Below are 18970 nucleotides of genomic sequence, written 5' to 3'. Positions count from 1 at the left end.
AAAAAATTGGCTATTTTGTGTGATTTATTCCTAAAACTGATCAGTTATCAAAAGAAATTATAATTCACAGGAAGCGATTGACCTTGGCCTTTAGGCCACGCTTCGCGAATGGTCACGCTACGCGATGCTCCTTTGGAGCCGCTAAAAGCGATTGACCTTGGCCTTTAGGCCACGCTTCGCGAATGGTCACGCTACGCGATCGCATTCTCAACCCAACAACCAAACAATAGCTCTGTTTACCAAATTCCTATCAAAAGCGCTACAATATAATATTACCCTATATTCATGCCTCTACCCACACCTCCCACACTCCCCACACCTCCCACACTCCCCACCCCCTATTTTCCCTAACTCAAAAATATTATTCCGTCAACACTTCTCATTTTTCAGTAAAGTGTAAGTATATAGACCCCAAAAGCAATTATTAAAAATTCTAGAACCATGAGTTTATCCCTAAAGCAGCTGACCGTTTATCTGACATTGCTGGGCTTGGGCGGAGGTGCAGGGGTTTTGGGTAGTCGCTATCTCATGGCAGAGCAAGAGGTAATCAGACGCCCACAAATCGTTCCAGCAGTATTACAACCATTCACGCCACAACGATCAACAGTTACACCCCAGAAAAACCTGAATTTCATTGCTAAAGCGGTAGAAAAAGTAGGTCCGGCAGTAGTGAGAATCGATGCCGCCCGTCAGGTATCACGGGATATCCCACAACCCTTCCAAAATCCCTTCTTTAGGCGCTTTTTTGGGGATGACCTGCCCATGCCACAACCGCGCATCGAGCAAGGCACCGGCTCTGGGTTTATCCTCAGCTCCGATGGACGCTTGATTACCAATGCCCACGTTGTAGAAGGCACAGAGGAAGTTAAAGTCACCCTAAAAGACGGTCGCAGCTTTGACGGTCAAGTCGTGGGCACTGACCCAGTCACCGATGTAGCCGTAGTCAAAATTGAAGCAACGGACTTGCCCACAGTCAACTTGGGTAAAGCTGAGAATTTGACTCCAGGAGAATGGGCGATCGCTATTGGTAATCCCCTCGGTTTAGATAATACTGTAACCGTCGGTATCATCAGTGCCTTAGGGCGCTCCAGTTCCCAAGTCGGGGTTCCTGAAAAACGGGTCAGCTTTATCCAAACGGATGCCGCCATTAACCCTGGTAATTCTGGTGGGCCGTTGTTGAATGCCACTGGTGAAGTCGTTGGGATTAACACCGCTATTCGAGCCAATGCCCAAGGCTTAGGGTTTGCTATCCCCGTGGAAACTGCGGAACGGATTGCCAATCAACTATTTTCTAAAGGTAAAGTTGAGCATCCTTACCTAGGCATTCAGATGGTGACCTTGACCCCAGAGTTGAGAGAAAAAATTAATCTCGACGAAAACTTTGACATTAAAGTCAACCAAGATGATGGGGTTTTAATCGTCCGGGTGGTGCCAGGCTCCCCCGCCCAGAGAGCTGGTTTCAAATCAGGAGATATCATTAAAACCGTTGCGTCGAAAGCAGTTAAAAATGCCACTGAGGTTCAGCAGGGTGTGGAAGCCTCAGAGGTTGGTGCCCAGTTAGAGGTGGAAGTGCTTCGTAACGGTAAGACTAAATTAATCACCGTGCGACCAGGGGCTTTTCCTATGGAAAATTGATGATAATAGAGGGAGTAGGGAGTAGGGAGTAGGGAATCGGGAATCGGAACCCACCCCTAACCCCTCCCAGGAGGGGAACGGGAATCGGGAATCGGGAGTCGGGGAAGTTGATTCAAGAAATAAGGCGATAATTATAATAAATGTGATAAGTGTGATATAATACCAAATCAAGATAGTTGAATGAATTGATTGTGACTAGGTGGGCAGTAGCTAGCTACAGGATTAGCAAGCTGAGTTAATCGGTCTGTGTACTGCCCACCCTACATCTCCTACATCTCCCGACTCCCTAATTCCTCTGCTCGTAAAAAATCAATAAACTGTCGTGCTGTTCTACCAGAGAAACCATTGGCTCGGATTGCCCACTGTAAGGCACGACGTCTGATTTCACTAGGCTCAAGGGGGATTTGGGCTAGGGTAGCTAGATGTTGGACAATCTTGAGGTAGGTTTTCTGGTCAGCTTTCTCAAAGGTTAGGGTTAAGCCAAAGCGATCGCTAAACGAGAGTTTCTCGTGAACCGTATCCCAACCATGGACTTCTTCATTGCTAGGACGGGGACGGTCTTCAAAGAATTCTCGAATCAAGTGTCGTCGATTAGAGGTGGCGTAAACCACAACATTAGCAGGTCGTGCCGTTAAATTCCCTTCCAAGATTACCTTTAAAGCTTTGTAGGAATCATTATCCTCTTCAAAGGATAAATCATCGATAAAGATAATAAATTTTTGAGGCTGGTCTCGCAATTGCTCGGTAATTACCGGTAAATCAATCATCTCTGATTTCGGGACTTCAATAATTCGCAATCCCTGCTCACCGTATTCATTTAACAACGCCTTGACCAAAGAAGACTTACCTGAACCGCGACTACCGTAAAGTAATACATTCAGGGCTCGGTAGCCTTTCAGCAGAAACTCTGTATTCTTGAGCAATTGCGTCCGCGCCAATTCATAGCCCACCAGCTCACTGAGTCTAATCGGATCTGGATTGGCAATACCAAGCAACTGACCCGATTGCCAACGAAACCCCTGATAGTCAGCAAAAAGTCCAGTCCCAAACTCTCGATAGTATGCTGCGATCGCTTCCAAACCATCAGCCCAATCCTCTAAATTGTTTAGTTTAGCTTGCAGCTCCCCTTGCCATCGAGTACGTTTATCACTCTGGTCAGCTCCCGACCTGGATTGACTTGACTCACAATTCCAAGGCACCAGTTCAACCGGTAAAACAGATGCTCTTTTGACCCACTTACAAAGTTGTTTACTGCTGCACTGATAGATATTTTGTAAAGCTTGTAAGTCATGACGAGCTGCCTCTACCAATGCTGGCGGTAATGTTTCTAATTCAGAACCTTGAACTTGCCTGGTAAAGGAATTATCAGCCCTCAGGATTTGCCTAAACAGATAATCTTGCCAACTTTGGTTTTTGTTAGCTAACCCTTGAAACCAGTCACCATAAGCTTTTAAACAACTGATGTCATCCACATCACTGTTCACCATAGCTTCTAATAGTTTCAAAAACGCTAAACCTACTCCTTCACTCAATACTGATTGATAAACTAGCAAAGATGCAGCTTGGTAGCGGAGGTATTGAATTGAATCAATCGTTTGTTTATCCACAATAGGGTTTTCAGTTGGGTAAGGTTTTTAGGGAGCAGGGAGTAGGGAGTAGGGAGTAGGGAGTAGGGAGTAGGGAATCGGGAATCGGGAATTCATAAGAGGCAAGAGGCAAGAGGCAAGAGGCAAGAGGCAAAAGTTTATTTAAGTTGGATTTTTTATGGTTTAAAAATGTCACATATAAACTACTTTAAATATTTACTAATTTGGCCAAAAGTACTGATAACCCTATTTTTAATAAACTCTACTAACTGACGACTATTCCCTCTAGCCCTTTGCCTTTTGCCTAGACTTTAGCTACTAATTTATCATATAGCAATCCGTGTCGTAATTGTGATAATTTTTTTCCCTATTCCCTATTTCCTATTCCCTATTCCCTATTCCCTATTCCCTACTCCCTACTCCCTACTCCCTACTCCCTAAAATCCCACAAACAAAAGGTTGATGAGCATTTTATCACTCATCAACCTTGATTAGACTTTGGCCAGGGATCAACTATAAGCTATCAGCTATCAGCTAATGGGCAAGCTACAGGAACAGTTTTTGAATAAAACAAGCTGACCGCTGACCGCTGACTGCTGATAGCTTACCTAAACCCCTACTTGCTTTCAGAAAACTCAGCGTCAATGACATCATCACCACCGGAGCTACCAGAAGCAGCAGCATCAGGACCTGGTGTGCCAGCATCAGTAGGCTGAGCAGCCCCCTCAGCTTGTTGATACAGGTTAGCACTAACACTGTAGAGAGCTTGTTGTAACTCAGGGGTCAGAGTCTTGATTTTCTCATCATCCTCTTGGCCAATTGCCTCTCGCAGGTCTTTGATCAACCCTTCGATCTTCTCCTTATCAGCTGCTGGCAATTTATCATCGAGTTCTTTAATCTGTTTCTCGGCCTGGTAGGTCAGAGAATCAGCTTGGTTCTTACGGTCAATCTTCTCGCGACGCTCTTGGTCAGCCTCTGCATTAGCTTCAGCATCCTTAACCATCCGGTCTACTTCCTGATCGGATAGGGTGGATGCACCAGTAATGTTGATCGACTGTTCCTTACCAGTGCCCTTGTCCTTAGCGGTAACATTCAGGATACCGTTGGCATCAATGTCAAAGGTTACCTCAATCTGAGGCACGCCACGGGGTGCAGGGGGAATACCATCCAATCTGAAGGTTCCCAGACTCTTGTTGTCAGAGGACATTTCCCGCTCACCCTGAAGAACATGGATTTCTACGTTGGTCTGACCATCCACAGCAGTGGAGAAGGTTTCTGACTTCTTGGTGGGGATAGTGGTGTTGCGAGGAATCAGTTTCGTCATCACGCCACCGAGAGTTTCCACACCCAAGGACAAGGGGGTGACATCCAACAGTAGGATATCCTTGACTTCACCAGCCAATACACCACCTTGGATAGCAGCACCTACCGCTACCACTTCATCTGGGTTAACGGTTTGGTTAGGATCCTTGCCAAGTACCTTCTTGACCACCTGTTGCACTGCAGGGATCCGAGTAGAACCACCAACCAAGACCACCTCATCAATGGCACTCTTATCGAGTTTGGCATCCTTGATGGCATTCTCTACCGGAATGCGGCAACGGTCGATTAAGTCAGAGCAAATATCTTCAAACTGACCCCTAGTCAAGGTCATATCCAGGTGCTTAGGCCCTTCTTGGGTAGCCGTGATGAAAGGCAAGTTAATGTCAGCTTGCATAACGCTAGACAACTCAATCTTGGCTTTCTCTGCGGCTTCAGTCAGACGTTGTAGAGCTTGCTTGTCCTTACGTAGGTCAATCCCTTCTGCGCTTTGGAACTCTTTGGCTAGGTGATCAACAATTTTCTTATCGAAGTCATCACCACCGAGGTGAGTGTCACCAGAAGTAGCTAACACTTCAAATACCCCGTCACCTACTTCTAGAATAGAGACGTCAAAGGTACCACCACCCAAGTCAAACACCAGGATAGTTTCGTTGCTCTTCTTGTCTAAACCATAAGCCAGAGACGCTGCGGTCGGTTCGTTGATAATTCGCAGCACTTCAACACCAGCAATCTTACCCGCTGCCTTAGTAGCTTGACGCTGGGAGTCATTGAAGTAAGCTGGCACAGTAATGACGGCTTGGGTAACGGTTTCCCCAAGATACTTGCTAGCATCATCAACCAGCTTGCGCAGCACCTGAGCTGATATCTCTTCTGGCGCAAATTGCTTTCCTTGAGCTGGGCTATCTAGCTTGACATTATCACCAACCTTGAGAGTTTTGTAAGATACTTCGGTAGCCTCGTTGGTGACTTCACTGTATCTACGTCCAATGAAGCGTTTGACTGAATAAAAAGTGTTTTCGGGGTTCATCACCGCCTGACGCTTAGCAATTTGACCCACTAAGCGATCGCCATTTTTGGCATAAGCTACGACTGAAGGGGTTGTCCGAAAACCTTCTGCATTAGCAATAACCGTGGGTTTACCACCTTCCATTACTGCTACACAGGAGTTTGTTGTACCTAAGTCAATTCCAACAACTTTTGCCATAAGAGTGTTCCGGGTGCCTATAACTACAAATACTGGTAGGGTAGGAGAGGATTAGAGAAGGATCCGTCAGATTGGTTCAAGGAATAACCGTTGCCAGTTTTTATACCATCGGTTGGATTACCATTATTTATACTGAACTTTATTTGCCAGTCTAATGAAGGGTGGTTTCCCGAACCTAAGATGGGACGGTTCTCTATTGATTGAACCTCCCCAACCTAAGAGGATGGGGATTCCCAGGCACAACCAACTAAGTGGCTGTTAACTCCATGGGCGTAACTTTCCCTCGTTCCGGGGGTAGCCGGGTAGGATTGATACCCAGTTTTTTCGTTTATTAACGCCATTGAGGGTAAAATTCATCCCCGACCTAAGAGGACGGGGATGAATTTTACCCTGGCCAAAGGCCACGCTACGCGAACAAACTCCCCTCTTCGATAACCGATTATCTACTGATTTTCTCGGTCAAGGGGCAGCAGGAAAGAAAAAAGTTATGGTTAATCAGCGCCATTTTCGATTAGGTGTGATAGTCGGAACATAGGGAAGATCACCGAAGTTGGGGAAGAATCCACCCAGAGTTCTGATTTCCGTCACGTTTCAATTAGGACTGCTATGGTCAAAACCCATGTCTGCTTTTTTCCTTATCCGTTTTTCTTGCCTTGCCTGTGTCTAATTTACGAAAATTAACTGCTGTTGGGATTGGTGTGAACCGTAAAAAATCAGTTGTGTTTGCCGTCTTGAGAGTAGTGGAGGAAACTGAAACCGGGTAGGGAGTAGGGAGTAGGGAGTAGGGAATAGGGGTAAGAAACTTGACTTTACCTGATAAGTATGATCAGCTAAGTATAATCAGCACTATAGTATCTTTAAAGCATCAATTATCTATTAATAAGGGCGATCACGACGGAAACAGCACCATTACCCATGGCAGTTCTATCTCCACAATTACAAAAACGGTTAGCGTCACCCCTTAAAATTGGCTCGGTTGAGGTCAACAGCCGGGTTTTACAGTCACCCCTGTCTGGAGTAACCGACTTGGTATTTCGTCGCCTAGTGCGTCGCTACGCCACTGAGTCGATGATGTATACCGAAATGGTTCATGCTAGCCAGTTAAAGTATCTCCGAGAATTGCCCAAGATTATGGAGGTAGACCCATTAGAAAAACCGATGATCTATCGGGTGCACATCTACTAGGCGCTGATTTGAGGAATGCTAACCTGCAAGGAGTAATATGTTAACAATGTCGCAAATTTCCCCAGGAGACACCCTAAACAGAAAGCTACTTCCTGTCGAGGAAGGGACGGAAATCTTAAATCGCCTTGCTACATCGAGTTCTGTAGTAACGATGAGTCGCATCAAAGGACCTCTGAGTGAAGAAATTCTTAGACAAGCTCTTGACCTGATTCAAGACCGTTACCCTTGTCTTAACTGTCGTATTGTTGGCTCGTTAGATAATCTCTGGTTTAAAACTGGAGGGGTGTCCAAGATTCCTTTGCGTGTGGTTGAAAATCTCTACAACGAACACTGGCAAGAGGTTGTTCACGAAGAGCTGAATCAGGGAATTGAGAGTGATAAAGGTTTGATGCGGGCAGTGCTAGTTCGTGCTGAGAGTGAAAATAGTGCGAGCTATCTGATTACATCAACCCACCACGCTATATCAGACGCCTTATCTTGTGTCCAATTGCACTCAGCAATTTTGACCTACTGCCAGAAAATTCACTGTGGGGAACCAATAAATTCAGTACTTCCCTTGCCCATACTCCCACCCATAGATAGGTTAATTCCTATATCAACGAGGGGATTCCAAGGGATTTGGCATAGATCATTTATATTATTACGAATAATTTTTAATCAGGTTTGGAATCGACCAAAAACTCTCAGCTTTGAAAAGTCCGTACCCATTAATTTACGCCGTTGTGGTATGGTGCAAAAATCCTTAGACAAAGGATTAACCCAACAGTTAATCAATCGTTGCAAAAAGGAAAAGACAACAGTACACGGTGCCCTGTGTGGGGCGATGCTGTTGAGTGCTGCTAAAAGCATCACAGCAAATAATAAAAAAAGGTTGTCTGTCAGTTGCCTATCCTATGTTGATTTGCGCAGACGCTTGGAACCAGTGGTCAGTGATGAGGTCATGGGGATGGTAGTTTCAGGTGTTACCTCATATCACACCTTACAAAGCAATTTATCATTTTGGGATTTAGCTCGGAATGTTAAAAAACAGATCAAATATCGTTTGAAGGGAGTGAATGTATTTAGAGTTCTGTTGATAATTACAGCCTTGACTAAGAAGTTATTTAGTAACTCTAATCGAGGCTCATCAACCGTATCTATAAGCAATATTGGCAAAGTTAATATACCTAATAGCTATGGTTTATTTACACTAGAATAAATCAGCTTTGCAGCAGCCAACAGAGCCCGTGGAGGAAGTGTATTGCTTGATGTTACAACCTTTAACGAAAAAATGATTTTAAATTTTATTTTTTCTGAGCCATCAATCAGTAAGGAGACGATGGAAATATTTACTAACAATTTCCTGTCGTGTCTTATGGAGGCTTGCTCAGCCAATGTAGCTTGACCCCTAAGGGAGTGCCACAAAGGCTAGTTGGACACCCGTGACAATGAGAGTTAAATAATCATAACTATTTATCAATTAATTAATTATAAAATTATTGGGAAACTTTATGATCCAAACAATTCAAATCAGTCAATCATCAGTGTTTCTTGTCAGTGGGGGAGCAAAAGGCATTACCGCTGAGTGCGTGATTCGGATAGCACAGCAACAACCATGCAAATTTATCCTACTGGGTCGTTCATCAATCATGACAGATGAACCAGATTGGGCAAAGGATTGTTTTAATGAATCTGAATTGAAAAAACGGATTATGAACAATATCCTTGCCCAAGGACAGAAGCCTACCCCCATGGAATTACAACGGGTATTTAAGACAATTGTTTCAAGTCGAGAAATTCACAAAACTCTCTTGGCAATTGAAGAAGCAGGCGGTCAGGCAGACTATATTGATGTTGATGTAACCGATGCTCTAGCCTTACAGCAAAAGCTGGCGACTGTGGTTGAGCGCATGGGTCCAATTACCGGTATTATCCACGGAGCAGGGGTTTTAGCGGATAAATTAATTGAAAAGAAATCGGAACAAGATTTTGAGAGGGTTTATGCTACCAAAGTAAAGGGTTTCCAAAATCTGCTGAGTTGTGTCAGCCCAGGTCAACTGGATTATTTAGTTCTATTTTCCTCTGTAGCTGGTTTTTACGGAAATATCGGTCAGTCGGATTATGCGATCGCAAATGAAATTCTCAACAAATCAGCTCATCTGGTCAAGCAACACCATCCCTCCTGCCATGTGGTTGCCATCAATTGGGGACCTTGGGACAGTGGTATGGTGACTTCCGAACTCAAGAAAGCGTTTGCTAAGCGCAACATTGAAATTATTCCGATCCCAGTGGGGACAAACATGCTAGTTAAAGAACTGGATAGTGCCAATCAGGACACGGCGCAAGTGGTGATTGGCACTCCACTGGAACCGATGTTAGGGGAGTTAAACCCTGAGTTACGAACCTATCGTATTCGCCGCAAGTTGACAGTGGACGCTAATCCCTTTTTACAAGATCACGTCATTGGCGGTTATCCAGTATTGCCAGCTACTTGTGCCGTAGGATGGATTATTAATACCTGTGAACAACTCTATCCCGGTTACAAATTCTTCAGTTACACAAATTTCAAGTTCTTTAAAGGGATTATTTTCAATCATACTCTGGCAAGGGAATATATTCTGGATTTGAAAGAAATTGCTAAGACCAATGACGGTTCAATAGAATTTGAAGCAAAAATACGGACGAAAAAAGAAGAAAGTAAAATTCCTTATCATGAGCATTATCGGGTTCAGATTAAGCTGGTCAGAGAAATTCCTACTGCTCCCATTTATGATAATGCTAACGTTGAGGAAGATTATAAAATTACTGAACAGATTCCATCATCATTATATCAAAGTGAAGAATCTTCCTTATTTCATGGCCCTTCTTTTTGGGGTGTGAAACAGGTTTTGAATCTGACTCCTACAAAAATTACTGCAGCCTGTGCTTGGTCATCTATTAGTGACCGACAACAAGGGCAGTTTACCATTCAAAATTTCAATCCCTACATCGCTGATCTTAAGACACACCCTACTGGAATTTTGATTTATTATTTTCATCAAGAGGAATTGTTACCTGCCCAATCGGAAAAATTTGAACAATTTGCCATGATTCCACCGGGAGAAACCTTTTATGTATCTACGGAACTAAAATCTAAAGTCAATAAAAATGTCATTGTTGATATCATAGCTCATAATCGTGAAGGACAAATATACTCCCGTTGGCTTGGCTGGAAAGGAACTATTTATCCTATTGGAACAAAGGGCATATAATTTTATAATAGAAATTAATTGAATACCCTCACTATACTTTTTCAAATCAACTGATTATTTTTTTTGTGAAAAATTATCTATGGATAAAATAGCAATAATTGGATTATCTTGCCTTTTCCCTGATGCCAAAACTCCAGAAGAATTCTGGCAGAATCTGATTAGCCAAAAAGATTCCACTTCCTTATTAACTGAGGAGGATATGGGAATTGATCCGGAAAAATTTTTTAATCCATTAAAAAATCAACCGGATAAAACCTACTCCTTAATGGGAGGATATATCCGAGATTTTACGTTTGATGTCACTGGATACAACTTGCCGTCAGAACTTCTGGAAGGGTTAGATCCTCTCTTCCAAAGGTGCCTGTATGTTGCCAAACAAGCACTACAAGACAGTAAGTATTTGAGCAATGACAGTGTGCTCTCAAAGTGTGGTGTAATTTTGGGTAATCTCTCAAGCCTTACTCCACTCTCGAATGAACTCTTTGGATCGATTTATCAGCACACTATCGAAGCTGCACTTAGGGAGCTTTTGCAGAATCAAAACTTCCAGTTGGCAAAATTACCGAAATCTGCCAAATTATCTCTGTATAATGGGATGAACTCTGGCGTGCTCTCAGCGTTAGTCGCCCAAGCTTTTTCTCTATCCGATATTAACTATACCCTAGACTCGGCCTGTTCCTCATCACTGTATGCTGTGAAATTGGCAAGTCATTACCTACTATCCCACAAAGCTGATTTGATGTTAGCGGGAGCCATTAGTCATGCCGATCCAATTTATGTTCGGATGCTATTTTCTGGTGTTCAGGGTTACCCTGAACATGATATCAGCCGACCCTTAGATCAATCTTCCAAAGGTCTAACCCCAGCCGATGGGATTGGTATGGTGGTGCTCAAGCGCTACAGTGACGCGATTCGAGATGGTGATCAAATTTATGCCACAATCTGTGGTAACGGATTATCCAATGATGGTCGGGGAAAGCACCTGCTGAGTCCGAACCCCCGAGGCCAAATTTTAGCTTATAAACGAGCTTATGCTGAGGCAAACATTAGTCCAAAGAGCATCGATTACTTAGAATGCCATGCTACTGGTACTTTCCTTGGTGATACCACTGAATTAGGCTCTGTAGATACCTTCTTTGGTCAGCATCAAGCATCTATGCTGGTGGGTTCTGTCAAATCTAATTTGGGTCACCTGCTAACTGCTGCTGGTATGGCTAGCATGATTAAAGTCATTTTGAGTATGTCTAAGGGTGTAATACCCCCGACCATTAATATAACGACTCCCCTCAGCTCTCCTAATAATGTGATTGCAGCGGAGCAAGTGGTTCGAGCTGCAACTCCCTGGCCAAACAATAAACCGCTTAAACGGGCAGCCATCAATGCCTTCGGTTTTGGGGGAAATAATGCTCATTTGATTCTTGAGCAATCGACTCAGGTCGAAGAAATTCCTGATTTTGAACCGGAAGCCTCTACACCGGTGCCCGCTACTAAGATGGCGATTGTGGGCATGGACAGCTTTTTTGGCTCCTGTGATGGCTTGGATGGGTTTGAGCGTAGTATTTATGATGGAACCCAGCATTTTATGCCCCTTCCTAACCAACGCTGGAAGGGAATCGACGAGCAAGAGCAATTGCTCAAGCACTATGGCTTTACAGATGGTAAAGCACCCTTAGGCGCTTACATCCAAGATTTTGACATTGATACATTACGGTTTAAGATACCGCCCAATGAAGCAGAGACACTCAACCCTCAGCAACTCCTAATGCTTAAGGTAACCGAGCGTGCTATCAACGATGCAGGACTAAGTGAGGGGGGAAATGTGGCAGTGATTATCGCTGCAGAAACCGAACTTTCTGGTCATCAGCTTCAGCAGCGATGGCATTTGTCTTGGCAACTCAAAGAAGGTTTTGTTGAGACGAATCAATCCTCAGCCTCCGAAGCTATCGATACCTTAGAAAGCATTGTTAAAGATAGCATCCACCACCAGGCAAAAACCAGTGACTATCTCGGTTACCTCGGTGTGATCACAGCCAGTCGTATTTCTGCTCTGTGGGATTTCAACGGGCTTTCCTTCACCCTCGGTGCTGGGGAAAATTCCACCTTCAAAGCTCTAGAAACGGCACAACTATTACTCGCTGCTGGGGAGGTAGATGCGGTTGTTGTGGGTGCTGTTGACCTAGCTGGCAGTGTGGAAAATGTTTTGTTGCGAAACCAATTGGCAAAGGTCAACACAGGAGTCAATACCCTCAGTTACGACCAAAACACTAATGGCTGGATGGTTGGTGAAGGGGCTGGTGCTGTGGTTTTAAAGCGTCTTGATACAGCCAAGCAGGAGCAAGACCGTATTTATGCAGTCATTGATGCCATGAGTTTGGTACAAGGCCGTGACCCATCAGACCAGGTCAATCCTTTCCCTCAACCGCCTCTGGCTGAAGCTGTCATACAAGCGTGTCAACAGGCTCATACTCAAGCAGACATCACACCTGGGGATATTGGCTATTTAGAGGTGTTTGGTAGTGGAGTAGCTCAGGAGGATCAGGCAGAGATTCGCGGATTAACCCAAGCCTATCAAACTGCTAAGGCTGATTTAAGTTGTGCCATGGGTAGTGTCAAGGCAAATATTGGTCATACCTATGCTGCTTCAGGAATTGCTAGCTTAATCAAAACGGCACTCTGTCTCTATCACCGATATATTCCAGGAACACCTCAATGGACTGGTCCTAAAATGCCCGAGGTTTGGCAAGGTAGTCCATTTTATGTGGCAAGTGCATCAAGACCTTGGTTTTTAGCGCCAGAGAGCCCCAAACGAGTAGCAGCAATTAACGGTATGGGAATGGATGGGACTTATTCCCATATAATTTTGTCAGAGGAACAGAGTCAGTGCGATCGCAACAGCAACTATTTGGAGCAAACACCGTTTTATCTGTTTCCCATGGCTGCTGATGGTCAATCAGAGTTACTCGAGCAGCTCCATAATTTACAACAAACTATCGAAAATAGTGTTTCTCTATCTACTGCTGCTCGCCAAACCTTTGCCACGTTTCAAAAACGTTCTCAGGCCGCTTATACCCTGGCAATTCTCGGACACAATAACGATGAATTAAAACGAGAGATCCAGCGTGCAATTAAAGGGATTCCCAAAGCTTTTGATACAGGTAAAGACTGGCAAACGCCTATGGGAAGCTATTTTACAGCTAAACCACTGGCTAAACGGGGTACCGTTGCATTTGTTTATCCCGGTGCTTTCAATTCCTATATCGGACTAGGTCAGAATATTTTTCGACTGTTTCCCAAAGTCTACGAGGAGGCAGATAAACATATCGCCAGTATGGCTGCGATGCTCAGGGAAAGACTTTTTTATCCAAGGAGCTTAAATTCCCTATCCAGAAAGCAACTGGAAGTCCTTGAAAAGCAACTGTTAGATGATTCCCATAGCATGCTCATCTCTGGAATGGGCTTTGTTAGACTCTTGACCATAATCATGAGGGATTATTTCCAAGTTCAGGCTCAATCTACCTTTGGGTACAGCCTAGGGGAACTTAGTATGATGATTGGTCAGTCGGTCTGGAGTAACTATGATCAAGCTATTGATGGCTTAAGCTCCTCTGAGATATTTCGCAGAAGACTGTCTGGTCCTAAAAACGCAGTTCGTGAGTATTGGGGATTACCCCAAGGCAATGATGATCAGCACAAACAAATTTGGAGTACGTATGTTCTGATCACTCCGGTATTTCAAGTTGTGGAATATCTCAAACATGAGAATCGCGTCTATCTTACTCATATCAATACGCCAAAAGAAGTGGTAATTGCTGGTGATCCTCAAGCTTGTCGGAGGCTGATTGACACTCTCAAATGCGATGCCTTCCGTCCTCCTGCCGATGATGTACTTCATTGTGACGCCATGGCTTCTGAATACCATGAACTTGCTAGACTGACCAGTTTACCTATCGGCAGCCAACCAGAGACTATTTTTTATTCCGCAGCCGAGTACAAACCCATTACCCTTGAGAGCCATGCCATTGGTCACGCTATCGCCAAGGGTCTTTGTCAGCCCCTCGATTTTCCTCGGCTAATTAAGCAAGTCTACGACAATGGAGCCAAAATCTTTGTGGAGGTAGGCGCTGGCAGTACTTGTTCTAGATGGATTGGTGAAAACCTCAAGGATAAGGAACATGTCACAGTTTCCCTCAATAAAAGAGGTTCAAACGACCATACCTCTATTGTCAAAGCCTTGGCAAAGCTAGTTAGTCATCAAGTCTCTCTAGATTTGTCTGCGCTGTATACTCAGGAACCAGAAAATGCTGGTCAGCGGCGCTCAATGTTTAAAACCATAACCTTGGGTGGGAGCCGGATTAAGTCCACCATTTTGAGCAATACTAACCAGGAAATAGTCGAAGCTCTATCATCAAACGTCCTAATTCATAAGACTTGGGAACAGCCACAGACTTTGCCCAATTTTGAAGCATCTGAACCCGTAACTTTATCAAACGTTCACAGTACTGTCCTAAACCATGAAAATAGTGCTAACCGTGCTTTTGAGCACAGTGTTACAAGCACCGAAAAATTAAACGATGACCAGCCTATTAAAATTCAACTGGAAAATAATTACAGTCTAGAATTAGCCCAAAAAAGTAACAATTTGATGCTGGGAGTAAACTTCAGCGAATTACAGAAAAATCAGTATGAAAACCTGAGTTATAATACATCTCACATCACCAAAAACCATGCTGCTTTTTTAAGGAATCAACAAGAATCCTTGAAGCAAATTGGCGACATTATTCAGCACCAAGTAACGTTTTCCAAGCAGTTGCTTGATTCTGACTCATAATTGTGTATCAACCAAATATGAAGCGCAAAACACTATTTTTATTGACTTGGGTATCTACCATCGTGCTAATTCTGTGCTGGGTGTTACCTACAAAAGCCTACAACGAGTTCTACGGAAATGGACTCCAAGCACACAGTACCGTTCATTACGAATTTACCCGCACCCTAGTGCGGGCAGCGGGTTTTTCGCCAGAATTGGCAGAACAGATTGCAGTTACCAATCAAGCTGTGGACTCAGTTAATTTTACAGGTTACAGCGGCACCAACGTGCGTCTCACCAATACCCTTCGCCAGGGTCAGTAAGGTTTATACTGGCACTTTCCCTAGTTTTGACATGTAACGGTCATGTAACTCTAATAATTAATTTTACAAAATCAGCTTTATTATAATGACTAAAACTAGCTCTAAGCCAATGACTGCTTTAGATACACCTCTAAGCAAAAAGAATAATAAAAATAATCAAATCGGATTTTTAAATTGTTTTTATGGTCAAAATCAAGGTTGGAAAGGGTCTTTGGATGGGATAGCATTTGATGATCGAGGAATTAAGGCCAAACTGCTAGATTTAGAAAAGTCCTGCTATATCGTTAGATCCCAAGGACAGATTGGCGTAACCCAAGAAGGCTACTGGTATCCTTCCGAAAATGGCAACAGCTCTCAAGTAGAACTGCTGATGGCAGTTCCACCAATACAAATTCAACAATTAGGCGATCCCAGTTTTTTATCCTTTCATGGGGTTAAATCTGCCTATGTCACTGGAGCGATGGCTGGTGGAATTGCATCTGAAGACATGGTCATTGCTCTCGGCAAAGAGAAAATTTTGAGTTCATTTGGTGCTGGGGGATTAAGTCCTTCCCGCCTGGAAGCAGCTATTAAACGTATTCAACAAGCCTTACCCCAAGGTCCCTACGCCTTTAATTTAATTCATAGTCCCAGTGAACCTGCGATTGAACGCCATGCTGTTGATCTATTTCTCAATTATGGTGTTAAAACTGTAGAAGCGTCTGCATTTCTAGATTTAACTCCCAACATTGTTTATTATCGAGCTGCTGGATTAGGACTCAATACAGCTAATCAAATCGAAATCAAAAACAAAGTTATTGCTAAAATCTCCAGAAGAGAAGTTGCTGCGAAATTTATCCAGCCTGCTCCAACACAAATCCTTAAACAACTCGTTGAGCAAGGATTAATCAGTGAGCTACAGGCAACTTTGGCAGAAAAAGTTCCCATGGCAGACGATATTACCGTAGAAGCTGATTCAGGTGGTCATACGGATAATCGGTCTTTGGTTTGTCTGTTACCTTCTATCTTGGACTTGAGGGATGAAATTCAGGAAAAATATGGTTATGAAAACCCGATTCGAGTTGGAGCTGCTGGTGGTATTGGTACGCCACAATCAGCCTTAGCTGCTTTCATGATGGGTGCGGCTTATGTTATGACTGGCTCTATTAATCAGTCTTGCCTTGAAGCTGGAACTTCTCAACATACTAAGGAAGTGTTGGCTAAAGCTGATATGACTGATGTCACCATGGCTCCAGCAGCAGATATGTTTGAAATGGGGGTAAAACTTCAGGTTCTCAAAAAAGGTACCCTCTTCCCCCTACGGGCGCAGAAACTCTTTGAGTTATATAGAAGCTATGACTCGATTGAAGCTATTCCTATTCAGGAAAGAGAAAAACTGGAAAAACAAATTTTCAAGAGAAAAATCGAAGCTATCTGGGAAGATACAATAGCTTATATATCCCAACGAAATCCTGATAAAATAAAACAAGCTGCTAATAATCCTAAGGTCAAAATGGCTCTGATTTTCCGCTGGTACCTAGGATTGTCATCTCGTTGGTCGAAGTCAGGGGAGAAAGGCAGAGAAATCGATTATCAGATTTGGTGCGGACCTGCAATGGGCAGCTTTAATAACTGGGTGCAAGGGTCTTACCTCGCTGCTCCAAATAATCGCAGTGTGGTTGATGTGGCTCACCACATCATGAATGGGGCTGCATTTTTACACCGAATACAAAGTTTAAAAATTCAAGGACTCCAAATGCCAGATTACTACAGTCAGTATCGCCCAGTTCCTCTTTCCTAAATTGTGAATGTTTAATTATTGATATTGTCAAGATTGGTAATTGGTAATTGGTAATTGGTAATTGGTAATTGGTAATTGGTAATTGGTAATTGGTAATTGTAATTACTCTTGAACGATTACCCATTACCAAAAACAAGTTGACTATGAACACTACCGCACAGTCCCCTACACCATCTAACTTATAGATTACGTAGATTAGGTAGATAGATTAATTAAATTTTTTCCTAAGGAGAATATGATGCTAAAAACCCATAAAGCACCAGAGAAAGGAAGTCAATTTTCAACTCCATCAGAAAAAGTTGTCCATGGTCGGAAGAATCTTAAGCTGATGGATGTGAATTATCGGCGTAACACTGAGTCGGATTACACCGAAAAGATAGACCAGTTGTCTAAAAACTTCGACTATAGCAGCAATAGCAATTATTACTGGGGTGAACCTGAGCTTTCACTGCTGTACGGTACCCCCCTTTATGAAGCGGCTTCACCCTCCCAACAAAAAGCTCTCAACCATATCTATTGGGCTTTGGATTACTATTTCATTGCTGCTACTGAAACTAATACAATCTTATTCAATGAAGTGACAGCAAATGCCTTCTTTCCCTTTGATGATTACGAAGTTCTCTGTCATGCGCTAGACCTTGAAACTAATCAAGAACGCTACCATATTCGTGCCTTTCACACCATTGCTATTAAGACAGAGTTAGCCCTAATGGGCAAAACACTTTTTCATTGTCCTAGGTCAACCAAACCTCAGGAAATGGATAAAACATTAGCCCCCTTCAAAGGGATGGGTGGACGTGCAGGCTCTGGTTTTGGAAGCCATGTGTACAACATTAGTCTCAGTAATTCTCCTTTTCTAGCGAGCCAGTACTATGTTGCCCGTGGCATCGGGAATTTAAATCTCAAAAGTCGGGAATCTACGCTTTCCCAGGTATATAAGAGATTAGAGAAAAATGGTGAGTTTATTCCCGCTCCCACAGCAGTTTCTCGCTATCATCTACTTGATGAAAGTTTCCACACCGCAACGTCTCAGTTAATGTCTCACGAAATCTATAAGGATTTCCCTGAGCCAAACGCCTGGGAGAAGTACATTGGTAACCAAACGATCCACAGCTTACAAACCGATGTGTTTAATGGGCTATCTACTACACTCCCTGGTACCTTTGCTGGAAATCTTATGCCTATGGTGTATAAGCTCTTGCAAACACCTCTATTTGGTATGTCTAAGCAAGAAGCACTACTGATGATGGAGAAGTGTTTCTGTCAGGAACATGAAGGCTTACATGTGGCAGCAAGATATCACCAGCGTCTTCTATCGGATATCCGCAAGTTTCTTGAAGGTCTAGACTATCTGTCACCTGTTAATCGCGAGATGCGTCTGATGGCTTCATCCGGTTCAGTTGAAAAAGCTGTCGCAAATAACATTCGAGAGTTTAAGAAGTTCTCGAGATCCGTTAAGCGTTAGGTCAAACTTCTGCCAGCTCCTGCTCCAGTAATTTTATACATGAAAGACCAAATTGTTGCTATGGTGAGTATTCACGTTGAGGATGATCAAAAAACCCTTGAGGTTGAACCTAACCAAAACCTAGCTGACATCTGCGATGAGCATCCCATTTCTCTACTTTTTGGTTGTCGGGAAGCATCCTGTGGAACCTGTCTAATCGAGGTAGTTAGAGGGATTGAAAACCTGTCACCTATCACAGCTGATGAGCAGGATTTGCTTGATGTGTTAGCTCCAGACAATCCTCATGCACGTCTAGCTTGCCAGTGTGTTGTGATGGGGGATATTAGTATCACTACTCTCAAGGGGTGAGGGAATGAACAGTTGAGGGGATGAACGGGTCAGGAAAATTCCCTTTCCACACTATTTTTTGTCTAAGCACAAGAACGGAGGGAT

13 protein-coding genes and 1 pseudogene are annotated in these 18970 nt (G+C 43.5%); 10 read left to right on the top strand and 4 right to left on the bottom strand.

The features are described 5' to 3' along the window. The first annotated feature begins 441 nt into the window (after positions 1-441). The gene (locus F6K51_RS04075; RefSeq protein ID WP_293018223.1) at positions 442-1635 is read left to right on the top strand and encodes an HhoA/HhoB/HtrA family serine endopeptidase; all 1194 of its coding nucleotides are present in this window, start codon (positions 442-444) and stop codon (positions 1633-1635) included. Here the strand turns inward: F6K51_RS04075 and F6K51_RS04070 are convergent. From F6K51_RS04070 to dnaK, 4 genes are all read right to left on the bottom strand, one after another. After that, complete coding sequence (locus F6K51_RS04070; RefSeq protein WP_293018222.1) at positions 1594-1806, bottom strand: hypothetical protein; 213 nt, start codon at positions 1804-1806, stop codon at positions 1594-1596. The genes F6K51_RS04075 and F6K51_RS04070 overlap by 42 nt on opposite strands. Positions 1807-1904: 98 nt before the next feature. Further along, positions 1905-3242: an ATP-binding protein gene (locus F6K51_RS04065; RefSeq protein ID WP_293018221.1), complete on the bottom strand. Its 1338-nt coding sequence runs from the start codon at positions 3240-3242 to the stop codon at positions 1905-1907. Between the two features lie 10 nt (positions 3243-3252). Continuing rightward, complete coding sequence (locus F6K51_RS04060) at positions 3253-3417, bottom strand: hypothetical protein (protein ID WP_198953976.1); 165 nt, start codon at positions 3415-3417, stop codon at positions 3253-3255. 420 nt (positions 3418-3837) lie between these two features. Continuing rightward, positions 3838-5748 (bottom strand): molecular chaperone DnaK, encoded by a 1911-nt coding sequence (dnaK, locus tag F6K51_RS04055; RefSeq protein ID WP_293018219.1) that lies wholly within the window; start codon positions 5746-5748, stop codon positions 3838-3840. Positions 5749-6663: 915 nt separating this feature from the next. On the opposite strand from dnaK, the pseudogene F6K51_RS04050 reads away from it, so the two are divergent. From F6K51_RS04050 to F6K51_RS04015, 9 genes and pseudogenes are all read left to right on the top strand, one after another. After that, positions 6664-6909, top strand: a pseudogene (locus F6K51_RS04050) (tRNA-dihydrouridine synthase); the annotation flags it as partial. Next, positions 6867-6977 carry a pentapeptide repeat-containing protein gene (locus F6K51_RS38300; protein WP_365939905.1) on the top strand — a complete coding sequence of 37 codons (111 nt, stop codon included), beginning with the start codon at positions 6867-6869 and terminating at the stop codon, positions 6975-6977. The pseudogene F6K51_RS04050 and the gene F6K51_RS38300, both read left to right, overlap by 43 nt. A 2-nt stretch (positions 6978-6979) precedes the next feature. Continuing rightward, entirely contained in the window at positions 6980-8131 is a 1152-nt protein-coding gene (locus F6K51_RS04045; RefSeq protein WP_293018216.1) for a condensation domain-containing protein, read from the top strand. 292 nt (positions 8132-8423) lie between these two features. Beyond that, on the top strand, positions 8424-10163 hold the full coding sequence (locus F6K51_RS04040) for an SDR family NAD(P)-dependent oxidoreductase (protein ID WP_293018214.1): 1740 nt from the start codon (positions 8424-8426) through the stop codon (positions 10161-10163). 79 nt (positions 10164-10242) lie between these two features. Next, positions 10243-14991: a PfaB family protein gene (locus F6K51_RS04035; RefSeq protein ID WP_293018212.1), complete on the top strand. Its 4749-nt coding sequence runs from the start codon at positions 10243-10245 to the stop codon at positions 14989-14991. A 17-nt stretch (positions 14992-15008) separates the two neighbouring features. After that, positions 15009-15293 carry a hypothetical protein gene (locus F6K51_RS04030; RefSeq protein WP_293018210.1) on the top strand — a complete coding sequence of 95 codons (285 nt, stop codon included), beginning with the start codon at positions 15009-15011 and terminating at the stop codon, positions 15291-15293. Between the two features lie 85 nt (positions 15294-15378). Continuing rightward, the gene (locus tag F6K51_RS04025; RefSeq protein WP_293018208.1) at positions 15379-17073 is read left to right on the top strand and encodes a PfaD family polyunsaturated fatty acid/polyketide biosynthesis protein; all 1695 of its coding nucleotides are present in this window, start codon (positions 15379-15381) and stop codon (positions 17071-17073) included. A gap of 235 nt (positions 17074-17308) precedes the next feature. Further along, positions 17309-18538 (top strand): hypothetical protein, encoded by a 1230-nt coding sequence (locus F6K51_RS04020; RefSeq protein ID WP_293018207.1) that lies wholly within the window; start codon positions 17309-17311, stop codon positions 18536-18538. A gap of 39 nt (positions 18539-18577) precedes the next feature. After that, positions 18578-18886, top strand: a complete 309-nt coding sequence (locus F6K51_RS04015; protein ID WP_293018206.1) for a 2Fe-2S iron-sulfur cluster-binding protein — start codon at positions 18578-18580, stop codon at positions 18884-18886. Positions 18887-18970: the final 84 nt, after the last annotated feature.

This window comes from Moorena sp. SIO3I8 (assembly GCF_010692325.1).
GTDB lineage: Bacteria > Cyanobacteriota > Cyanobacteriia > Cyanobacteriales > Coleofasciculaceae > Moorena.
Note: the sequence above shows the minus strand (reverse complement) of the source record. Positions and strands in the feature narration are given on the sequence as shown.

Coding starts and splice junctions, on each gene's coding strand:
- F6K51_RS04075 (WP_293018223.1), top strand. CDS start 442: ATGAGTTTATCCCTAAAGCAGCTGACCGTTTATCTGACATTGCTGGGC.
- dnaK (WP_293018219.1), bottom strand. CDS start 5,748: ATGGCAAAAGTTGTTGGAATTGACTTAGGTACAACAAACTCCTGTGTA.
- F6K51_RS04045 (WP_293018216.1), top strand. CDS start 6,980: ATGTCGCAAATTTCCCCAGGAGACACCCTAAACAGAAAGCTACTTCCT.
- F6K51_RS04040 (WP_293018214.1), top strand. CDS start 8,424: ATGATCCAAACAATTCAAATCAGTCAATCATCAGTGTTTCTTGTCAGT.
- F6K51_RS04035 (WP_293018212.1), top strand. CDS start 10,243: ATGGATAAAATAGCAATAATTGGATTATCTTGCCTTTTCCCTGATGCC.
- F6K51_RS04030 (WP_293018210.1), top strand. CDS start 15,009: ATGAAGCGCAAAACACTATTTTTATTGACTTGGGTATCTACCATCGTG.
- F6K51_RS04025 (WP_293018208.1), top strand. CDS start 15,379: ATGACTAAAACTAGCTCTAAGCCAATGACTGCTTTAGATACACCTCTA.
- F6K51_RS04020 (WP_293018207.1), top strand. CDS start 17,309: ATGATGCTAAAAACCCATAAAGCACCAGAGAAAGGAAGTCAATTTTCA.
- F6K51_RS04015 (WP_293018206.1), top strand. CDS start 18,578: ATGAAAGACCAAATTGTTGCTATGGTGAGTATTCACGTTGAGGATGAT.